The 14,793-nt window shown below is 73.0% G+C and carries 10 protein-coding genes; 4 read left to right on the top strand and 6 right to left on the bottom strand.

The features are described 5' to 3' along the window. Positions 1-64 precede the first annotated feature (64 nt). From ABTZ91_RS08685 to ABTZ91_RS08675, 3 genes are all read left to right on the top strand, one after another. The gene (locus tag ABTZ91_RS08685) at positions 65-1,324 is read left to right on the top strand and encodes a family 2 encapsulin nanocompartment cargo protein terpene cyclase (protein ID WP_352076415.1); all 1,260 of its coding nucleotides are present in this window, start codon (positions 65-67) and stop codon (positions 1,322-1,324) included. A 17-nt stretch (positions 1,325-1,341) separates the two neighbouring features. Beyond that, on the top strand, positions 1,342-2,226 hold the full coding sequence (locus ABTZ91_RS08680; RefSeq protein ID WP_352076414.1) for a geranyl diphosphate 2-C-methyltransferase: 885 nt from the start codon (positions 1,342-1,344) through the stop codon (positions 2,224-2,226). A gap of 609 nt (positions 2,227-2,835) precedes the next feature. Further along, positions 2,836-3,378, top strand: a complete 543-nt coding sequence (locus ABTZ91_RS08675; protein ID WP_352076413.1) for a hypothetical protein — start codon at positions 2,836-2,838, stop codon at positions 3,376-3,378. Positions 3,379-3,466: 88 nt separating this feature from the next. Here ABTZ91_RS08675 and ligD read toward each other — a convergent pair whose 3' ends face one another. The 4 genes from ligD to ABTZ91_RS08655 form a co-directional block, all read right to left on the bottom strand. After that, a complete protein-coding gene (gene ligD / locus ABTZ91_RS08670; protein WP_352076412.1) occupies positions 3,467-4,390 on the bottom strand; it encodes a non-homologous end-joining DNA ligase in 924 nt (307 codons plus the stop codon). Next, the gene (locus ABTZ91_RS08665) at positions 4,387-5,001 is read right to left on the bottom strand and encodes a DNA polymerase ligase N-terminal domain-containing protein (RefSeq protein ID WP_352076411.1); all 615 of its coding nucleotides are present in this window, start codon (positions 4,999-5,001) and stop codon (positions 4,387-4,389) included. Before ABTZ91_RS08665 ends, ligD begins: the two co-directional genes overlap by 4 nt. Before the next feature lie 111 nt (positions 5,002-5,112). Continuing rightward, positions 5,113-7,623: an AAA family ATPase gene (locus tag ABTZ91_RS08660; protein WP_352076410.1), complete on the bottom strand. Its 2,511-nt coding sequence runs from the start codon at positions 7,621-7,623 to the stop codon at positions 5,113-5,115. 357 nt (positions 7,624-7,980) lie between these two features. After that, positions 7,981-8,442 carry a GreA/GreB family elongation factor gene (locus ABTZ91_RS08655; RefSeq protein WP_352076409.1) on the bottom strand — a complete coding sequence of 154 codons (462 nt, stop codon included), beginning with the start codon at positions 8,440-8,442 and terminating at the stop codon, positions 7,981-7,983. A gap of 291 nt (positions 8,443-8,733) precedes the next feature. Here ABTZ91_RS08655 and ABTZ91_RS08650 point away from each other — a divergent pair, with 291 nt between their 5' ends. Continuing rightward, a complete protein-coding gene (locus ABTZ91_RS08650; protein WP_352076408.1) occupies positions 8,734-9,486 on the top strand; it encodes an HAD-IA family hydrolase in 753 nt (250 codons plus the stop codon). A 40-nt stretch (positions 9,487-9,526) separates the two neighbouring features. On the opposite strand, the gene ABTZ91_RS08645 is transcribed toward ABTZ91_RS08650, so the two are convergent. Together ABTZ91_RS08645 and ABTZ91_RS08640 are read right to left on the bottom strand one after the other, a co-directional pair. Beyond that, on the bottom strand, positions 9,527-10,630 hold the full coding sequence (locus ABTZ91_RS08645; protein WP_352076407.1) for a serine protease: 1,104 nt from the start codon (positions 10,628-10,630) through the stop codon (positions 9,527-9,529). A gap of 28 nt (positions 10,631-10,658) precedes the next feature. Continuing rightward, positions 10,659-14,687 carry a trypsin-like peptidase domain-containing protein gene (locus ABTZ91_RS08640; RefSeq protein WP_352076406.1) on the bottom strand — a complete coding sequence of 1,343 codons (4,029 nt, stop codon included), beginning with the start codon at positions 14,685-14,687 and terminating at the stop codon, positions 10,659-10,661. Positions 14,688-14,793 lie beyond the last annotated feature (106 nt).

Below are 14,793 nucleotides of genomic sequence, written 5' to 3'. Positions count from 1 at the left end.
TCCGAGGGCCGCGCCGGGCTTCCCCGGGCCGGGACGGCCCACTCACCCCAGCAAGGAGCCACGGATGCCCGATCCCGGGCTTTCCCCTGTGCAGTCGAGCCCGCCCTCCCCTTCCTCGTCCGCCCCGCCCGCACGGCCGTCGCTGCCCGGCGCGCCGGCCCTCCCGTTCCCGCCCGCCGGGACGGCCGCACCCTCCGAGCCGGCCGCACCCGCCGCCGCACCCGCACCGCCCCACCCCGAGCTCGCACGGATCCTGCGCGGACCGAGCGGGCTCGGGACCACGGCACTCTCCCTGGCCCGGCGGCCCGAGCCGCCCGCCCCGCCGCAGGCCCCCGCCCCGGCGGAGGGCACCCCGATCCCCGGCCTCTACCACCACCCGATCCCGGAGCCCGACCAGGCCCGGGTGGCGGAGGTCAGCCGCCGGATCAAGGACTGGGCGGTCGACGAGGTCGACCTCTTCCCCGACGAGTGGGAAGGCGAGTTCGACGGCTTCTCCGTCGGGCGCTACATGGTCGCCTGCCACCCGGACGCCCCGACGGTCGACCACCTGATGATCGCCACCCGCCTGATGGTGGCCGAGAACGCCGTCGACGACTGCTACTGCGAGGACCACGGCGGCTCCCCGATCGGCCTCGGCAGCCGGCTCCTGCTCGCCCACACGGCCCTCGACCCGCTGCACACCACCCCGGAGTACGCCCCCGGCTGGGCCGAGTCGCTCGGCTCGGACGCCCCGCGGCGCGCCTACCGCTCCGCCATGGCGTACTTCGTCCAGTCGGCCACCGCCTCCCAGGCGGACCGCTACCGGCACGACATGGCCCGGCTGCACATGGGCTATCTCGCCGAGGCCGCCTGGGCCGAGACCGGCCACGTACCCGAGGTGTGGGAGTACCTGGCGATGCGCCAGTTCAACAACTTCCGCCCCTGCCCGACCATCACCGACACCGTCGGCGGCTACGAACTGCCGGCGGACCTGCACGCCCAGCCCGCCATGCAGCGGGTCATCGCGCTCGCCGGGAACGCGACCACCATCGTCAACGACCTGTACTCCTACACCAAGGAGCTCAACAGCCCCGGCAAGCACCTCAACCTGCCCGTGGTGATCGCCGAACGCGAGGGCCTCTCCGACAAGGAGGCCTATCTGAAGGCCGTCGAGGTCCACAACGACCTGATGCACGCCTTCGAGGCCGAGGCCGCCGAACTGGCCGCCACCTGCCCCGTACCGACCGTGCTGCGCTTCCTGAAGGGCGTGGCCGTGTGGGTCGACGGCAACCACTACTGGCACCAGACCAACACCTACCGCTACAGCCTGCCCGACTTCTGGTAAGAAACGGACCCTTATCTGTGACCAGCACCGAGTTCACCACCGCCGACAACGCCTCCGCGTTCGTCCCGTCGCCCGCGACGCCCTACCAGGGGGACATCGCCCGCTACTGGAACAACGAGGCCAGGCCCGTGAACCTGCGCCTCGGCGATGTCGACGGGCTCTACCACCACCACTACGGCGTCGGCGCCGTCGACCACGCCGCTCTGGGGGACCCCGAGGACAGCGAGTACGAGAAGAAGCTGATCGCCGAGCTCCACCGTCTGGAGTCGGCGCAGGCCGAGATCCTGCTCGACCACCTCGGCCCGATCGGGCGCGACGACACGCTGATGGACGCGGGCTGCGGCCGCGGCGGCTCGATGGTCATGGCCCACCAGCGCTTCGGCTGCACGGTGGAGGGCGTCACCCTGTCCGCGAAGCAGGCCGACTTCGCCAACGGGCGGGCCCGGGAACTCGGCATCGAGGACCACGTCCGCGCCCGGGTGTGCAACATGCTCGACACCCCGTTCGAGACGGGGCAGATGGCCGGCTCGTGGAACAACGAGTCCAGCATGTACGTGGACCTGCACGACCTCTTCGCCGAGCACTCCCGGGTCCTCGCCGTCGGCGGCCGTTACGTCACCATCACCGGCTGCTGGAACCCGAAGTACGGGCAGCCCTCGAAGTGGGTCTCCCAGATCAACGCCCACTTCGAGTGCAACATCCACTCCCGCCGCGAATACCTGCGCGCGATGGCCGACAACCGCCTCGTGCCGCAGGCGGTGATCGACCTGACCGCCGACACCCTCCCGTACTGGGAGCTGCGGGCCACCTCCTCCCTGGTCACCGGCATCGAGGAGGCGTTCATCGAGTCGTACAAGGACGGCTCCTTCCAGTACCTCCTGATCGCGGCGGACCGCGTCTGACCTCCCCACGACCGACGAACCCCGGGGCCGGCCCCGTCCGAGGACGGGTCCGGCCCCGGCGCGTGTCCGCATCGCATCGGTAACCAGCGATCGGACGGACACGCCCGTCAACCGACCGACCCATCAAAGAGAAACGCTCCGGGCCAGGGGTCGGTCGAAGGGCTACAGTCGCCGTCCGGTAACGTGCGCGTCTTCGGGTGCCGCTGTGCCCTGGAGTCCCAAAGGTGAATGTCGATGGCACGTGGCGAACCGCCGGTCGTGTGGAGCTTGCCCCCTGAGGATGCCCGGGCCGGCTGGCGGGCCCTGTGGTGGAGCGTCGGACCGGGTAGCGAACTTGCGGTGGTGCTGGTTCAGGAACGGCACCTGCGTCGTTCCCCGTACGTCAAGGGTTGGGTCGGATGGAGTGTGACGGCTCCGTGTGACGGCATACTGGTCGTGATCTCGGACGGAGCGGAACACCGCATCCGTGTCACCGGCATAAGCCCGGGGACGAGCCACCTGGCCCTGCTTTCGTGGTCACGTTTTCTGCTGGCATCAGGCCGTACAAGGCGGGACCGGGACGGGAGCTGGGAGAGGAACGCGGTGGTGTACTCCCCTGGGGGGCACCCGGTGAGTCACCTCTGTATCGGTGACGACATCGACTACATCGTCACGGACCGCGACGGCGGCATCTGGACCTCCTACGGTGACGAGGGCATCTACGGGGACCACCCGGAGACCAGTGCCGGCCTGGCCCGCTGGGACACCGACGGCATCCACACCTGGAGCCCTCAAGGACGGCTACCGGTATGGCCCCTTGGTGGAAGCGCAGGCGCCACCGAGGAGGCCGTGGCCTGGCTCGCCTGGTACAGCCACGAGGGTGCCTTCCTGTCCCGAGTGGACCCCGCCACCGGTGACGTCAGCAACTACCGCAACCCTGTGAAAGACACCGACGGCATCGCCGTCCGCGGCACCCGGATGATCCTCAGCCACCGGTTCCACAACCGCCCCGACGTCGAGCTGAGCCGCGCGGAGCTCGTCGGTGATGCCTGGGTGATCACCGCCCAGGAGAAGCTGCGACTCCCCGGTCCTGTCGTGATGCGCTGCGCCCAAGGGCGCGACGGCTTCCTCTGGCTCCGCGCCGGCGACACCTGGACACGGATCGGAGTCTGAGTCACCAAGCCTTCACCGTCCGGTCCCACCACTCTCCTGGGCCGAGATAACGGCTGGGGTCGGGTACGCGCCCGGCCTACGGCAAAGGTCACCGGTCCGACCGCAGGGCGGCGAGCCGGCGCCGCGCCGCCGCGAGGGAGCGGCCGCGCGGTGGGTCACGCCACGGGTCGCGGGCGAGGAGCTGGTCCGCGTCCGGCAGGGTCCAGCGGCGGGCGGTCAGGTCGGGATCGTCCAGATCGTCCCAGGCCAGCGGCGCCGCGACGGGGGCGCCGGGGCGGGCCCGGACGGCGTAGGGGGCGACGGCGGTCTGGGCGTACCCGTTGCGCTGGACGTCCAGGTAGAGCCGCCCGCGGCGGTCCCGTTTGCGAGCCGCCGTCGTCAGCTCGTCCGGGTACCGGTCGGCCAGCAGGTCCGCCGCCTCCCGGGCGAAGGCCCGTACGTCGTCGAAGGAGTCCCGGCGCAGCAGCGGCACCACCACGTGCAGGCCGCGCGAGCCGGTCGACATCGGCAGCGAGGGCAGCTCCAGCTCGTCGAGGAGCACGCGCAGCCGCCGCGCCGTCCGGCGGACGGCGTCGAAGTCGTCGCCGGGCGGATCCAGGTCGAACACCAGCCGGTCGGGGTGGTCGGGCCGGTCGGCGCGGGAGAGCCAGCGGTGCGGGGTGACACACGCCTGACTTGCCAGATAGACCAGGGAGGCCGCGTCCTCGCACAGCGCGTAGGTGACGGTCCCGTCCTCCTTGGGCAGCTCCACCCGGGCCAGCCAGTCGGGGAAGTGGCCGGGGACGTCCTTCCGCATGAAGCCGGGGTCGTCGATGCCGTCGGGACGCTGTTCGAGCATCAGCGGGCGGCCGCGCAGATGCGGCAGCATCCGGGCGGCCACCCGCCGGTAGTAGTCGGCCAGATCGGCCTTGGTGATGCCGTCGGCCGGAAAGAGGACCTTCTCCGGACGGCCGACCTCCACGGTGTGCCGGCCGACCCGGATCTCCTTCGCCCCGCTCCGGGCCGCCGTCACGAGGCGTCCCCCGCCACCTGGCCGAGGGTGCGGCCGGTGCGGGCGGACCGGGCCCGGCGTGGATCGGTGCCGCCGTCGCCCTCATGGGCGCGCCCGTCGGCCCGCTTCACCAGCAGCCACGCCTCCCGCTCCCCGCCGGAGCCGTCGCGGATACGGGTCAGGGCGTAGCCGCCGTGCAGCTTGTGCCCGTCCAGCCAGAAGGAGGCGTGCCCCCGGTCGAGGGCCTCGGCGAAGGGGATCTCGCGGCCGGAGCGGTCCTCGGACAGGTTCCGGTAGGTGCCCTCGTCCCAGACGATGACCGTGCCCGCCCCGTACTCGCCGGGGGCGATCACCCCTTCGAAGTCGCGGTACTCCAGCGGATGGTCCTCGGTCGGCATCGCGAGGCGCTTGTCGTGCGGATCGGCCGACGGTCCCTTGGGGACCGCCCAGGACTTCAGCACCCCGTCCACTTCGAGCCGGAAGTCGAAGTGCATCGCGGTCGCGTCGTGGATCTGCACCACGAACGACGGCCGCGCACCCGGCGCGGCGGACGTCCCTCCGCCCTTCGGCTCGGCGGTCCGGGAGAAGTCCCGGCGCCGGTGGTACTCGCTCAGCGCGGCCTTCGGAACCACGTCCTCCTCCTCGTGCCCTCGTGCCCTCGTGCCGTTGTGTCCACGTGTCCGCGTGCCCGTTGTGCGCTCCCGCCCGCGTTCCGTACGTCTCCACGTGCGTTCGTCGCGCGTCTACCCCAGACCCTCCGACGGAATCCCCTCGGCGGCGCGGCGGATCGTGCAGTGCAGGGAGTCCTCGATCACGTCGGCGACGATGGTGTCGCCGGGGTTGGCCTCCCCGCCGAGCAGCAGCGAGGCGATCCGGTTGTCCAATTCGGCCTGGATGGTGCGGCGCAACGGACGGGCACCGAACTCCGGCTGGTAGCCGTGGGCGACGAGCAGCTTCTTCGCCGCCTCGGTGACCTCCAGCTTCAGCCCCTGGGCGTGGACGCGGTGTCTGCTGCGGTCCAGGAGGTGTTCGACGATCTCCGACAGGTCCTGCTCGGTGAGGCTGTGGAAGACGATGATGTCGTCGATGCGGTTGAGGAACTCGGGCAGGAACCGGCCCCGCAGGTCCTCCATCAGCTCGTCCTTCAGCTCGGCCGCGTCACCCCGGTGGGCGAGGATGCGGTGGGCGCCGATGTTCGACGTCATGATGACGACGCAGTGGCGGAAGTCCACCGTGCGGCCCTGGCCGTCCGTCAGCCGCCCGTCGTCCAGGATCTGCAGAAGGGTGTTGAAGACGTCCGGGTGCGCCTTCTCCACCTCGTCGAACAGCACCACGCTGTACGGCCGGCGGCGGACCTTCTCGGTGAGCTGGCCGGCCTCCTCGTAGCCGACGTACCCGGGAGGCGCTCCGACCAGCCGGGCGACCGTGTGCTTCTCCTGGAACTCGCTCATGTCGAACCGGATCATCCGGTTCTCGTCACCGAAGAGCAGCTCGGCCAGGGTCTTGGCCAGTTCGGTCTTGCCGACGCCGGTGGGGCCGAGGAAGAGGAAGGAACCGACGGGCCGGTTGGGGTCCCCCATGCCGGCGCGGTTGCGGCGCACCGCCTCGGAGACCGCGCTGACCGCCTCGTCCTGGCCGACGATCCGGGCGTGCATCTCCTCCTCCAGGCGGAGAAGACGTTCCTTCTCGCTGGTGGTGAGCTGCGCGACGGGGATTCCGGTACGACGGGAGACGATGTCCGCGATGTCGGCGGCCGTGACCGAGACGACGCCCTCGCGCCGCTCCTCGATGCCGGCGAGTTCGGCCTCCACCTCCGCGATCCGTCGCTTCAGCTCCGACGCCTTCTCGAACTCCTCGCCCGCGACGGCCTGGTCCTTCTCGCGGCGCAGCTTGGCGAGCCGGTCCTCGCGCTCGACGACCTCGGTGGACCGGCCGGTGCTGCGGAGCCGTACTCGGGCGCCGGCCTGGTCCATCAGGTCGATGGCCTTGTCGGGCAGGAAGCGGTCGCTGATGTAGCGGTCGGACAGCTCGGCGGCGGCCGCGAGGGCCCCGTCGGCGAACCGGACCTGGTGATGGGCCTCGTAGGCGTCCCGCAACCCTTCGAGGATCTGCACGGTCTCCTCGACGGTCGGCTCCGGGATGAGGACGGGCTGGAAGCGGCGTTCGAGTGCGGCGTCCTTCTCGACGTGCTTGCGGTACTCGTCGATCGTGGTCGCGCCGACCACGTGCAGTTCACCGCGCGCCAGGGCGGGCTTGAGCATGTTGCCGGCGTCCATCGAGCCCTCGCCGGTCGCGCCCGCGCCGACGACCGTGTGGAGCTCGTCGATGAAGAGGACGATCTCGCCCTCGGCCTTCCGGACGTCCTCGATGACCTTTTTCAGCCGTTCCTCGAACTGGCCGCGGTACTGCGCTCCCGCCACCATGCCGGACAGGTCGAGCGAGACGACCCGCTTGTCCTTCAGGGTGTCGGGGACCTCGCCCGCGACGATCCGCTGGGCCAGGCCCTCGACGATCGCCGTCTTGCCGACGCCGGGCTCGCCGATGAGCACCGGGTTGTTCTTGGAGCGCCGGGAGAGGATCTCCACGGTCTGCTCGATCTCCTCGGCCCGTCCGACGACCGGGTCGAGCCTGCCCGCCCTGGCCTCCTCGGTCAGGTCCCGGCCGAACTCGTCCAGGGTCGTGGCCGGTTCCTTCGGCGCGGCGGGAGCGCTCTCCGTGCGGGCCGCCCGGTCCGCGAGCCCGTCGAGCTTCCGCGCGTCGACGCCCTCGGAGCGCAGAAAACGCGAGGCACCCGAGTCCGGGTCGCCCAGGAGCGCGCCCAGGATGTGCTCCGGACCGATGTACGACCCGCCGCCGGCCTGCGAACGGGCATGCGCGAGCGCCAGGGTCCGCTTGGCGGCCGGGGTGAGGCCGGGCTCGGACGACGGCTCGCCGGACTCGCGGGGGAGCACCGTGGCGATCTGCTCGGCGAGCTTGTCGGGGCTCACCTCCGCCTCGGCGAGGATCCTGCGCGAAGGCTCCACCTGCGTGGCCGCCCACAGCAGGTGTTCGGTGTCGAGGTCCGTCGTGCCGTCCTCCTCGGCCTTGCGCGCCGCGAGGCGGAGCAGCTCATGGGACGACTCCGTCAGGAGCCGCCCGATGGGCACGCGCTGCACGGCCGGGGGCGAGGAGGCGGGGGACATGCCGAAGAACCGGTTGAACAGCTCGCTGAACGGATCGGAGGGACCGAAGGGGGAACCGAACGCCATCGACATCTGGAGCTCCTGAACGAGTGGGGGGCCTTCCCACTCAAACCCCGGCCCATGAGCCCCGCAACCGGGGTCCGGGCGTACGAGGACGAGGCCGGCGGGCCCCGCCGGGGCCGGCGCCCGCGGACCCGCCCCGTACCACCACCAGGCGTCCCGCCCCGTACCACCACCGGGCACGCCACGCCGTACCGTCACGGGGCATGCGCCGCCGTCACCGGGCGTCCCACCCCGTACCGTCACCGGGCATGTGCCGTACCAGCACCTGGCGTCCCACCTCGTACCGTCACCGGGCCGTCGGCGGGCGTGCCGCCAGGAGCGTGATCCGCTCCGCCGTCCGGCGCGCCGGGTCGGCCTCCGGGAGCCTCAGTCGCCGAGGGAGACCACGGTCGCGGACATCGGGCCGCCGGGCGTCCGGTAGCTGACCGTGTCGCCGGCCCGTCGGCCCATCAGGGCGGTGCCGAGCGGGCTGTCGGAGGTCACCAGGGCCGGGTCGTCCGCGTCGGCGAGCTCGCCGATGTGGACGGTCGACTCGCCGCCGTCCTCGAAGCGCACGGTGACGGTGCTGCCCACGCCCACCCTGTCCGTGGGCGGCGCACCCGCGAGGCCCGCCTCGCGGACCCGGCCCTCGATCGCGGCGATGCGCCGGTCGAGCCGGGCGACGTCCGAGGCCCGCCGCAGCTCGTCCGCCGCGTCGGCGTCGTCGCCGACCGTGTCGTCGTCCCCCAGCGTCGCGGCCGCCGCGTCGCGTTCGGCGCGCAGCTCGGCCAGCTCCTCCCGAAGGGCCCGGAGGGCGTCGGCACTGATGGGCTCGGGACCGTCGGTCATGCCTGCTCCCATGTCGCTGGTGGCACGTGCAGTACCAGGGGATTTCATTAGCGCACCGTCCCGGGGGACCGGCAAATCACCGTGGTCCGGGCCGACCCTGGCACGCGTCACCTCGATCGCCACGGACCGCGACAGGCTGTCTCGTCCGGTCCGACGCTTCCCCGGTCGTCCACCCGGTTGCCCGTCCGCCCGTCCGCCCGTCCGCCCTTCCTCGCGTCCGTCCGTCCGCCTCGGCCTCCCCACCCCGCGTCTTCTCCCGGCTGGACCTCCCTCGCTCATACCCCCGGAGGTATGTTCCGTGCGGGGGTCCTGGAGTTCCCGCGCGGCCGTTCGTACGATCTGAGGGTGATCAAAGGCGTCATGTTCGACTTCTCCGGGACCCTGCTGCGCATCGAGCCCGTCGCCCACTGGCTGGACGCGGCACTCGCCGCGACCGGCATCCGGCTGGCCGGCGACGAGTTCGCCCGCGCCGTGGAACGGCTCGCCTTCCACGGCGCGATGCCCGGCGGCTCGCACCCGCGACGGATGCCCGGCCGGCTGAAGGCGCTGTGGGCCGAGCGCGACCTCGACGCCGAACGGCACCGCGCCGTGTACACGGCCCTCATGCACGAGGCCGGCGTGACCGAACCGGAGCTGTGCCAGGCCCTCTACGAGCGCCACAAGACCCCCGAGGCCTGGCGCCCCTACCCCGACGCCGCCCGTACCCTCGGCGAACTGAGCCGCGGCGGCGTCCGGGTGGCCGTCGTCAGCAACGTCGGCTGGGACCTGCGCCCCGTCTTCCGGGCCCACGGCCTCGACGAGTGGGTCGACGTCTACGCCCTCTCCTGCGAGCTCGGAGTCCAGAAACCGGACCCGGGCATCTTCCGCTTCGCCTGCGAGGGCCTCGGCCTCGCCCCGGCCGAGACCCTGATGGTCGGCGACGACCGCACGGTCGACGGCGGCGCCGAGGCCCTCGGCGCCCGGGTCCACTTCGTCGAGCCCCTGCCCGTCGACCGGCGGCCGCACGGTCTCCTCCCGGTCTTCGGGCTCCTCGGCGACGCGTAGCGCACGCCCCTGCCGCCGGGCCGCTGCCCGGCCGCTGCCGTCACACCCAGTTGACGTTCGCCTTCGCCAGCAGCGGGTCCTCCAGGAGCTCCCACAGCGCCACGGCCACGTTCCCCATCCGGTACCGCCCGCCGAAGTGGAGACCGAGGACCCGGTGGTCGGTGAGGTCGAAGACGGGGGAGCCGCTGTTCCCGCCGAGGGTCGAGCAGTCGTGCCGCATGACCAGGCCGCCGGGCGTGAACTCGGTGGCCGTGCCCGGCTGCAGGCGCTTCACGTTGTAGACGTCCATGAAGATCCGCCGCATGGACTCCGGCTCGTTGCGGCGCCCGTCCCAGGCCGGGTAGCCGACGACGTACACCGGCCGGCCGGACAGCTCCGCCGGCGCGTCGGCCGCGACGGCGAGCGGCGTGGGCAGCGGCTCGCCGTCGGGCGGGGCGATCCGCAGCAGGGCCAGGTCGACGTCCGGATGCACGCCGATCACCTCGGTGATCTCGTACGGAAGGGGGCCGGTGGCCGGCACCGGGCCGGGCGCGGGGTGCGGGGGCAGCTCCTCGCCGGGGTCGACGCGGGCCGTCATGCCCTGCTGGAAGGCCCAGCCGGCGTCCTCGGCGCGGCTGAACTCGACGGCCACGTGCCGGTTGGTCATCACCGTGTCAGGGCCCACGAGGAAGGCCGTCCCCACCCAGTCCAGGTTCGGGTGGCCGGTGACCTCGACCCGGCCCACCCGGGCGATCGACTCGCGGATCGCGGCCCGTTCGGCGTCGAGCACCGACCAGTCGCCCGGCTGCGGTGCGAAGTCCTGCCCCTGCACCAGGATCGCGGGCCGCCCCTCCAGGAGGACGATCGCCTCCACCCCGAAGTACTCGTCCTCGTCGATCTCGTCCGACCGGCCGCGCGCCAGCTTCTCCAGGCCGAAGACGCCCGCCTCCAGGACCCGGGCCCGCTCCTCCTGCGCGAAGCGCCCGATCTCGGCGGCCGGGGCGGCACCGGGCGGAAGTTCCAGGGCGGACTCCTGGATCTCCAGCTCCTCTTCGAGCCGGGCCCGGACCCGGGCGGCCACCTCGCCCAGATCGCCGAAGACCTGCTCGGGGCCGGTCGCGACCGGTGACCCGCTGTGCGAGCCCCTCCGTGATCCGTACGGCATCTCCCGTCACCTCTCACATGGTGCTGTCTCAAAGGTCCGGTTCCGGCGGCAGCGCCGTCTGCGCCGCCATGATCTCCTCGTACAACTCGGGTCGGTTCCCCCGCAGATGGGCCAGGATCCGGCTCATCTGGGTGCCGACGTTGACGACCGCGCTCGTCCTGCCCCGGTACTCGACGCCGCTGATCCGGCGGGCGCCGCGGTGCAGCGCGACCACCGTCCACCGGTCGGTGAAGACGGGGGAGCCGGAGGAGCCGCCCTGGGTGTCGGTGAAGTAGGCCAGGTTCTTCTCGTCCGCCTGGTAGACCGTGTTGTTGCGCAACGCCACCCGCTTCGGCATGCCCTTGGGGTGCTGGATGATGTTCACGGCCGGGGCGTCGGTGCCGGGGATCTCGAACGGTGAGGTCGCCACCCGCAGCACCTGCCGCTCGGGCTGAGCCTCCGTCAGGCGCAGGACCGCGTAGTCGAGTTCCTCGTCCCAGGCGACGAGCCCCGATGCGGTCGCCTCCTCCGTCTCGGCCTGGTCGGCCCCGTAGTCGAAGCGCGAGCGCGAGTTGCGCACCTGGAGCTGGAGGTCCTCCTCCGCGACCCGTTTCCGGCCGCCGCCGATGCCGTTGCGGGCGTTCACCACATGGTGGTTGGTGACGAGGAGGCCGGGGGCGATCAGCCAGCCGGTGCCCGCGTGCGGATAGGCGGGGCGCAGCGGCCTGCCCGACTCGTACGGTGGCACGGTGAGCCGGGCGACGGCCCCGCCGGCGAGGAAGCCCTCGTGCAGGAACTCGAAGGGCATCATGTCGTCCCGTACGACGATCTCCTCCTTGAACTCGGCGGACAGGAACTCCGCCGGAAGCTCCGGCTCGCCCGCCGCGTCCCGTACCACATGGTCGAGCGCCCGCTGGAAGACGGCGACCGGCCCCGGCTCCGCGGCCAGGCGGATGGCGTTGCGGAGCCACAGCTCCAGCGGCACCTCGCCCTCCATCAGCCGCTCGACCCGGTTCATGGTCCGCAGATCGGACCGGACCTGCGCGAACGGGGTCGGCTGCGGCGGCAGCGCCGCCCGGAAGTGGTCCTTGACGCCCGCGAAGAGCCGGCCCCGCAGCTCCCGGTCGGCCAGACCCGCCTCCATGGCCGCGGTCTCCACCGCGAGCAGCTCCTCGGCGGTCAGATAGGGCTCGTCCCGCCATGCCGCCTCGGCCTGGTCGGGCGGCGGAGTCACCCCCACCAGGTCCGTGCCGCCGGGCACCGGCCGGTACCAGGGGCGCCCTCCTGCCCCGGACCGGCCGGCGTCGACCGCCTCGGCCACCCCGCGCAGCAGATCACCGCTGCGGTCGCTCAATGTCAGCGCCCGCCACGCCAGACTGTCCAGGGTGCCGTGCCGCCGGGCCTCCCACAGCGCCTCCTCGACGGGGGAGTGGTGCAGGCCGCCCCGGTACGGGTCGCTCCCGTACGGACCGATCTCGGCAGGGCCACTTCCGTGCGGGCCGATCTCGGCGGGGCCTCTCCCGTACGGGTCGCTCCCGTAGGAGTCGTCCCCGTACGGCCCGGACAGCACCGGCGGCCCGGACAGTGCCGACGGAGCGGGCGGGCTCGACGGTCGGGCGCCCGCCGCGGCCGAGGCCAGGATGCGGGCCAGTGGTTCGCGCAGCCGTGGTTCGTCCGTCATCGCCGTCTCGATCCAGCGGGCGAGCGCCGCCACCACGGCCTCGTCGTCACCGGGCAGCCCCACGAGCCGCAGGGTGCGCGCCAGGGCCGGCGGGTCCACCCGGCTGGCCGAGACGGCGGCGGCGCGGGCCAGGGCGGGCTGGCGGGCCAGTGCCTCGTCGGGCAGGCCGCGCAGGCTGCGGGCGAGCCGGGCGTCCGTCTCGCCGGAGTCCGCGTGCGCGGCCGCCGCGAGCCGGGACCGGGCCACCAGGACGCCGAGGGACTCGTACGGCAGACCGAGGCCCGCCGCCACCGCCTCGGCCTCCTTCAGGGCGCGGTCGGCGTCGGTGAAGTCGCCCGCGTCCTGCGCGAGGCGCGCGGACAGTTGCAGCAGTTCGAGACGGGTCTCCGCGCACCCGGCCTCCTCCGCCCGGTCCACGGCCCGCTCGGCGGTCTCACGGGCGTCCGCGCCCCGTCCGGAGCGGGCCAGGGTCTCCACGAGCAGGGCGTGCAGCCTGCTGCACGGTGTCCACGGCTGCCGCTCGGCCAGCCGCCGCGCGGCCACCTCCGGGTAGCCCTGGGTGAGCAGGTCCTCCACCTCGCGGGCGGCGATCCGCTCCCAGTCCTCCTGATCGGCCTCCGCCATGAGCCGGTCCGGCACGTGCCCGCCGATCCGGCCGAGCAGGAACGCCGCCGAGCGGGGCGCCATGTCCCGGTCCGCGCCCGCCAGGTGGTGCTCCACGCCGGGACGCCAACGTGCCTCGACGGTACGGGGGTTGTCGCCGAGCCGCAGTCGGTGGTAGATCTCCTCGGCGCGGTCCGGTACGGAGTCGCGGGCCGCGTAGTAGGCCACGGCCCGGCCGTCCACGGCCCGCATCAGATCGGTCCGCGCGCTGTCGGACAGCCTCAGCATGATCGACCGGAGGTCGGGCCGGTGGCGGATCGCGCGCGGGCCCGCCGACTCCATCAGGTCGAGCCGGGACGTCAGCATGCCGAAGAGCCGGTCCGCCTCGGCGTCCCGCGTGACCGTCACCCCGGCGGGCCCGGCGAGCACCTCGCGGACCAGCTCCGGGGTGATGACCCGCAGCGCCAGACCGGCCTGGACGAGGGCGCGCACGTCGGGGTCGGCGATGTGATGGAGGATCCGCTCGTAGAGGGTGCCCTGGATCAGCATCCGGTCGACGCTGCCCCGCAGCCGCCGTCGCGAGGTCAGGTCGTGCAGCAGCCCGCCGAGCGAGCCGGTGTCCTCGCCGAGGGCCAGCGCGGTGCGCGCGGCGAGCTTCAGGCTGAGCGGATGGCCGCCGACGTGCCCGTACAGCGTGCGCGCCACCGGCTCGTCGTCGACGCCGCAGGACATGAGGAGGTCGACGGAGGCCTGCTCGTCGAGCTCGGTCAGCTCCATGGTGCGCGGCGCGAGCACCCGCGCCGGGTGGTCGATGGGGGCCCGCCCGGCGACCACGAACCGCAGCCGGGGATAGGCGGCGCGCAGCGCCGTCCACACCGCCCACATGCGGGAGAGGACGGGAGAACCGCGGTACTGGGCCTCCTCGAAGGAGTCGAGGGCGATCACGAGCGGCGGTTCCATCGTGCCGGGAGGCGGGGCGACCGCCTCGGCGACCAGGGTGGCGAGCTCGCGGGCCAGCTCCTGTTCGCGGGCGCTGGCGCGGGCGTGGAACCCGGCCGAGTACGCGCGGCCCATGGTGGCGCGGGTGGCGGAGAGCCGGGACAGTTCGTCGATCCGGTCGCGTTCGCCGCGCTGGGCGGCGGCCGTCTCGCCGCACCGGTCGGCGAGGGCGTCGAAAGCGGCGCGGCGGCCGGGATACTGGATGCCGAGCTGGCGGGCCGCCTCGGCGATCACCGTCGCCGGTTCGTGCAGGGAGAGCGTCGGGCGGGCGAAGTCGACGTAGGCGAAGGGGAATCCGTCCGGCGCGGCCTCGCGCAGACCGTCCAGCAGGAAGCGGGCGAGCAGGGTGCTCTTGCCGATGCCGCCGATGCCGTGCAGGAGCACGGGCGGCTCGGCGGGCTCGGTCGGCAGCGCGATGTACGCCCGCAGGGCGTCGAGTTCGCGCGAGCGGCCGTGGAAGGTGTCCCGCACCAGCAGCCGCAGCGGCTGCAGCAGCCGGGCCCGCTCCAGGCGGCGCTGGACGTCGGCCGAGGACGGCAGAAGGCCCGCCGTGCCGGGCACCTGCTCCAACCACAGGACGGCCTGGAGGAGATCGGTGAGCTCGTCGACGTCCGGTTCCGTGTCGTAGCCGTCGTAGCCGTCGTGCACGTCGTACCCGAAGGACCCGCCGTACGCGCAGGACGCCCCGTAACCGCCGTACCCGCCGTACGCGAATGCTGCCCCATGCCCGCCATACGCGCCGTCCTGCGGGCCGGCCGCCGCCGGACCCGCCGCCGGACCCGCTGCCGGACCCACCGGCGAGCCCGCCGTCGGGCCGGCCGAGACCGACGACGGCGATGGTGGAGAGAGGGGTGTCCATCAGGGGACTCCTGGGAGGAAGAGTGACGACTGTGGGCAGGAG

The organism is Streptomyces sp. NPDC126499, assembly GCF_040302485.1.
In the GTDB taxonomy this organism is placed as follows: domain Bacteria; phylum Actinomycetota; class Actinomycetes; order Streptomycetales; family Streptomycetaceae; genus Streptomyces.
This window is presented reverse-complemented; position numbering and strand designations above follow the sequence as displayed.

Excerpts from the sequence above, each read along its gene's own strand:
- ABTZ91_RS08685 (WP_352076415.1), top strand. The coding sequence starts at position 65 with ATGCCCGATCCCGGGCTTTCCCCTGTGCAGTCGAGCCCGCCCTCCCCT.
- ABTZ91_RS08660 (WP_352076410.1), bottom strand. The coding sequence starts at position 7,623 with ATGTCGATGGCGTTCGGTTCCCCCTTCGGTCCCTCCGATCCGTTCAGC.
- ABTZ91_RS08645 (WP_352076407.1), bottom strand. The coding sequence starts at position 10,630 with ATGCCGTACGGATCACGGAGGGGCTCGCACAGCGGGTCACCGGTCGCG.
- ABTZ91_RS08655 (WP_352076409.1), bottom strand. The coding sequence starts at position 8,442 with ATGACCGACGGTCCCGAGCCCATCAGTGCCGACGCCCTCCGGGCCCTT.
- ABTZ91_RS08650 (WP_352076408.1), top strand. The coding sequence starts at position 8,734 with ATGTTCCGTGCGGGGGTCCTGGAGTTCCCGCGCGGCCGTTCGTACGAT.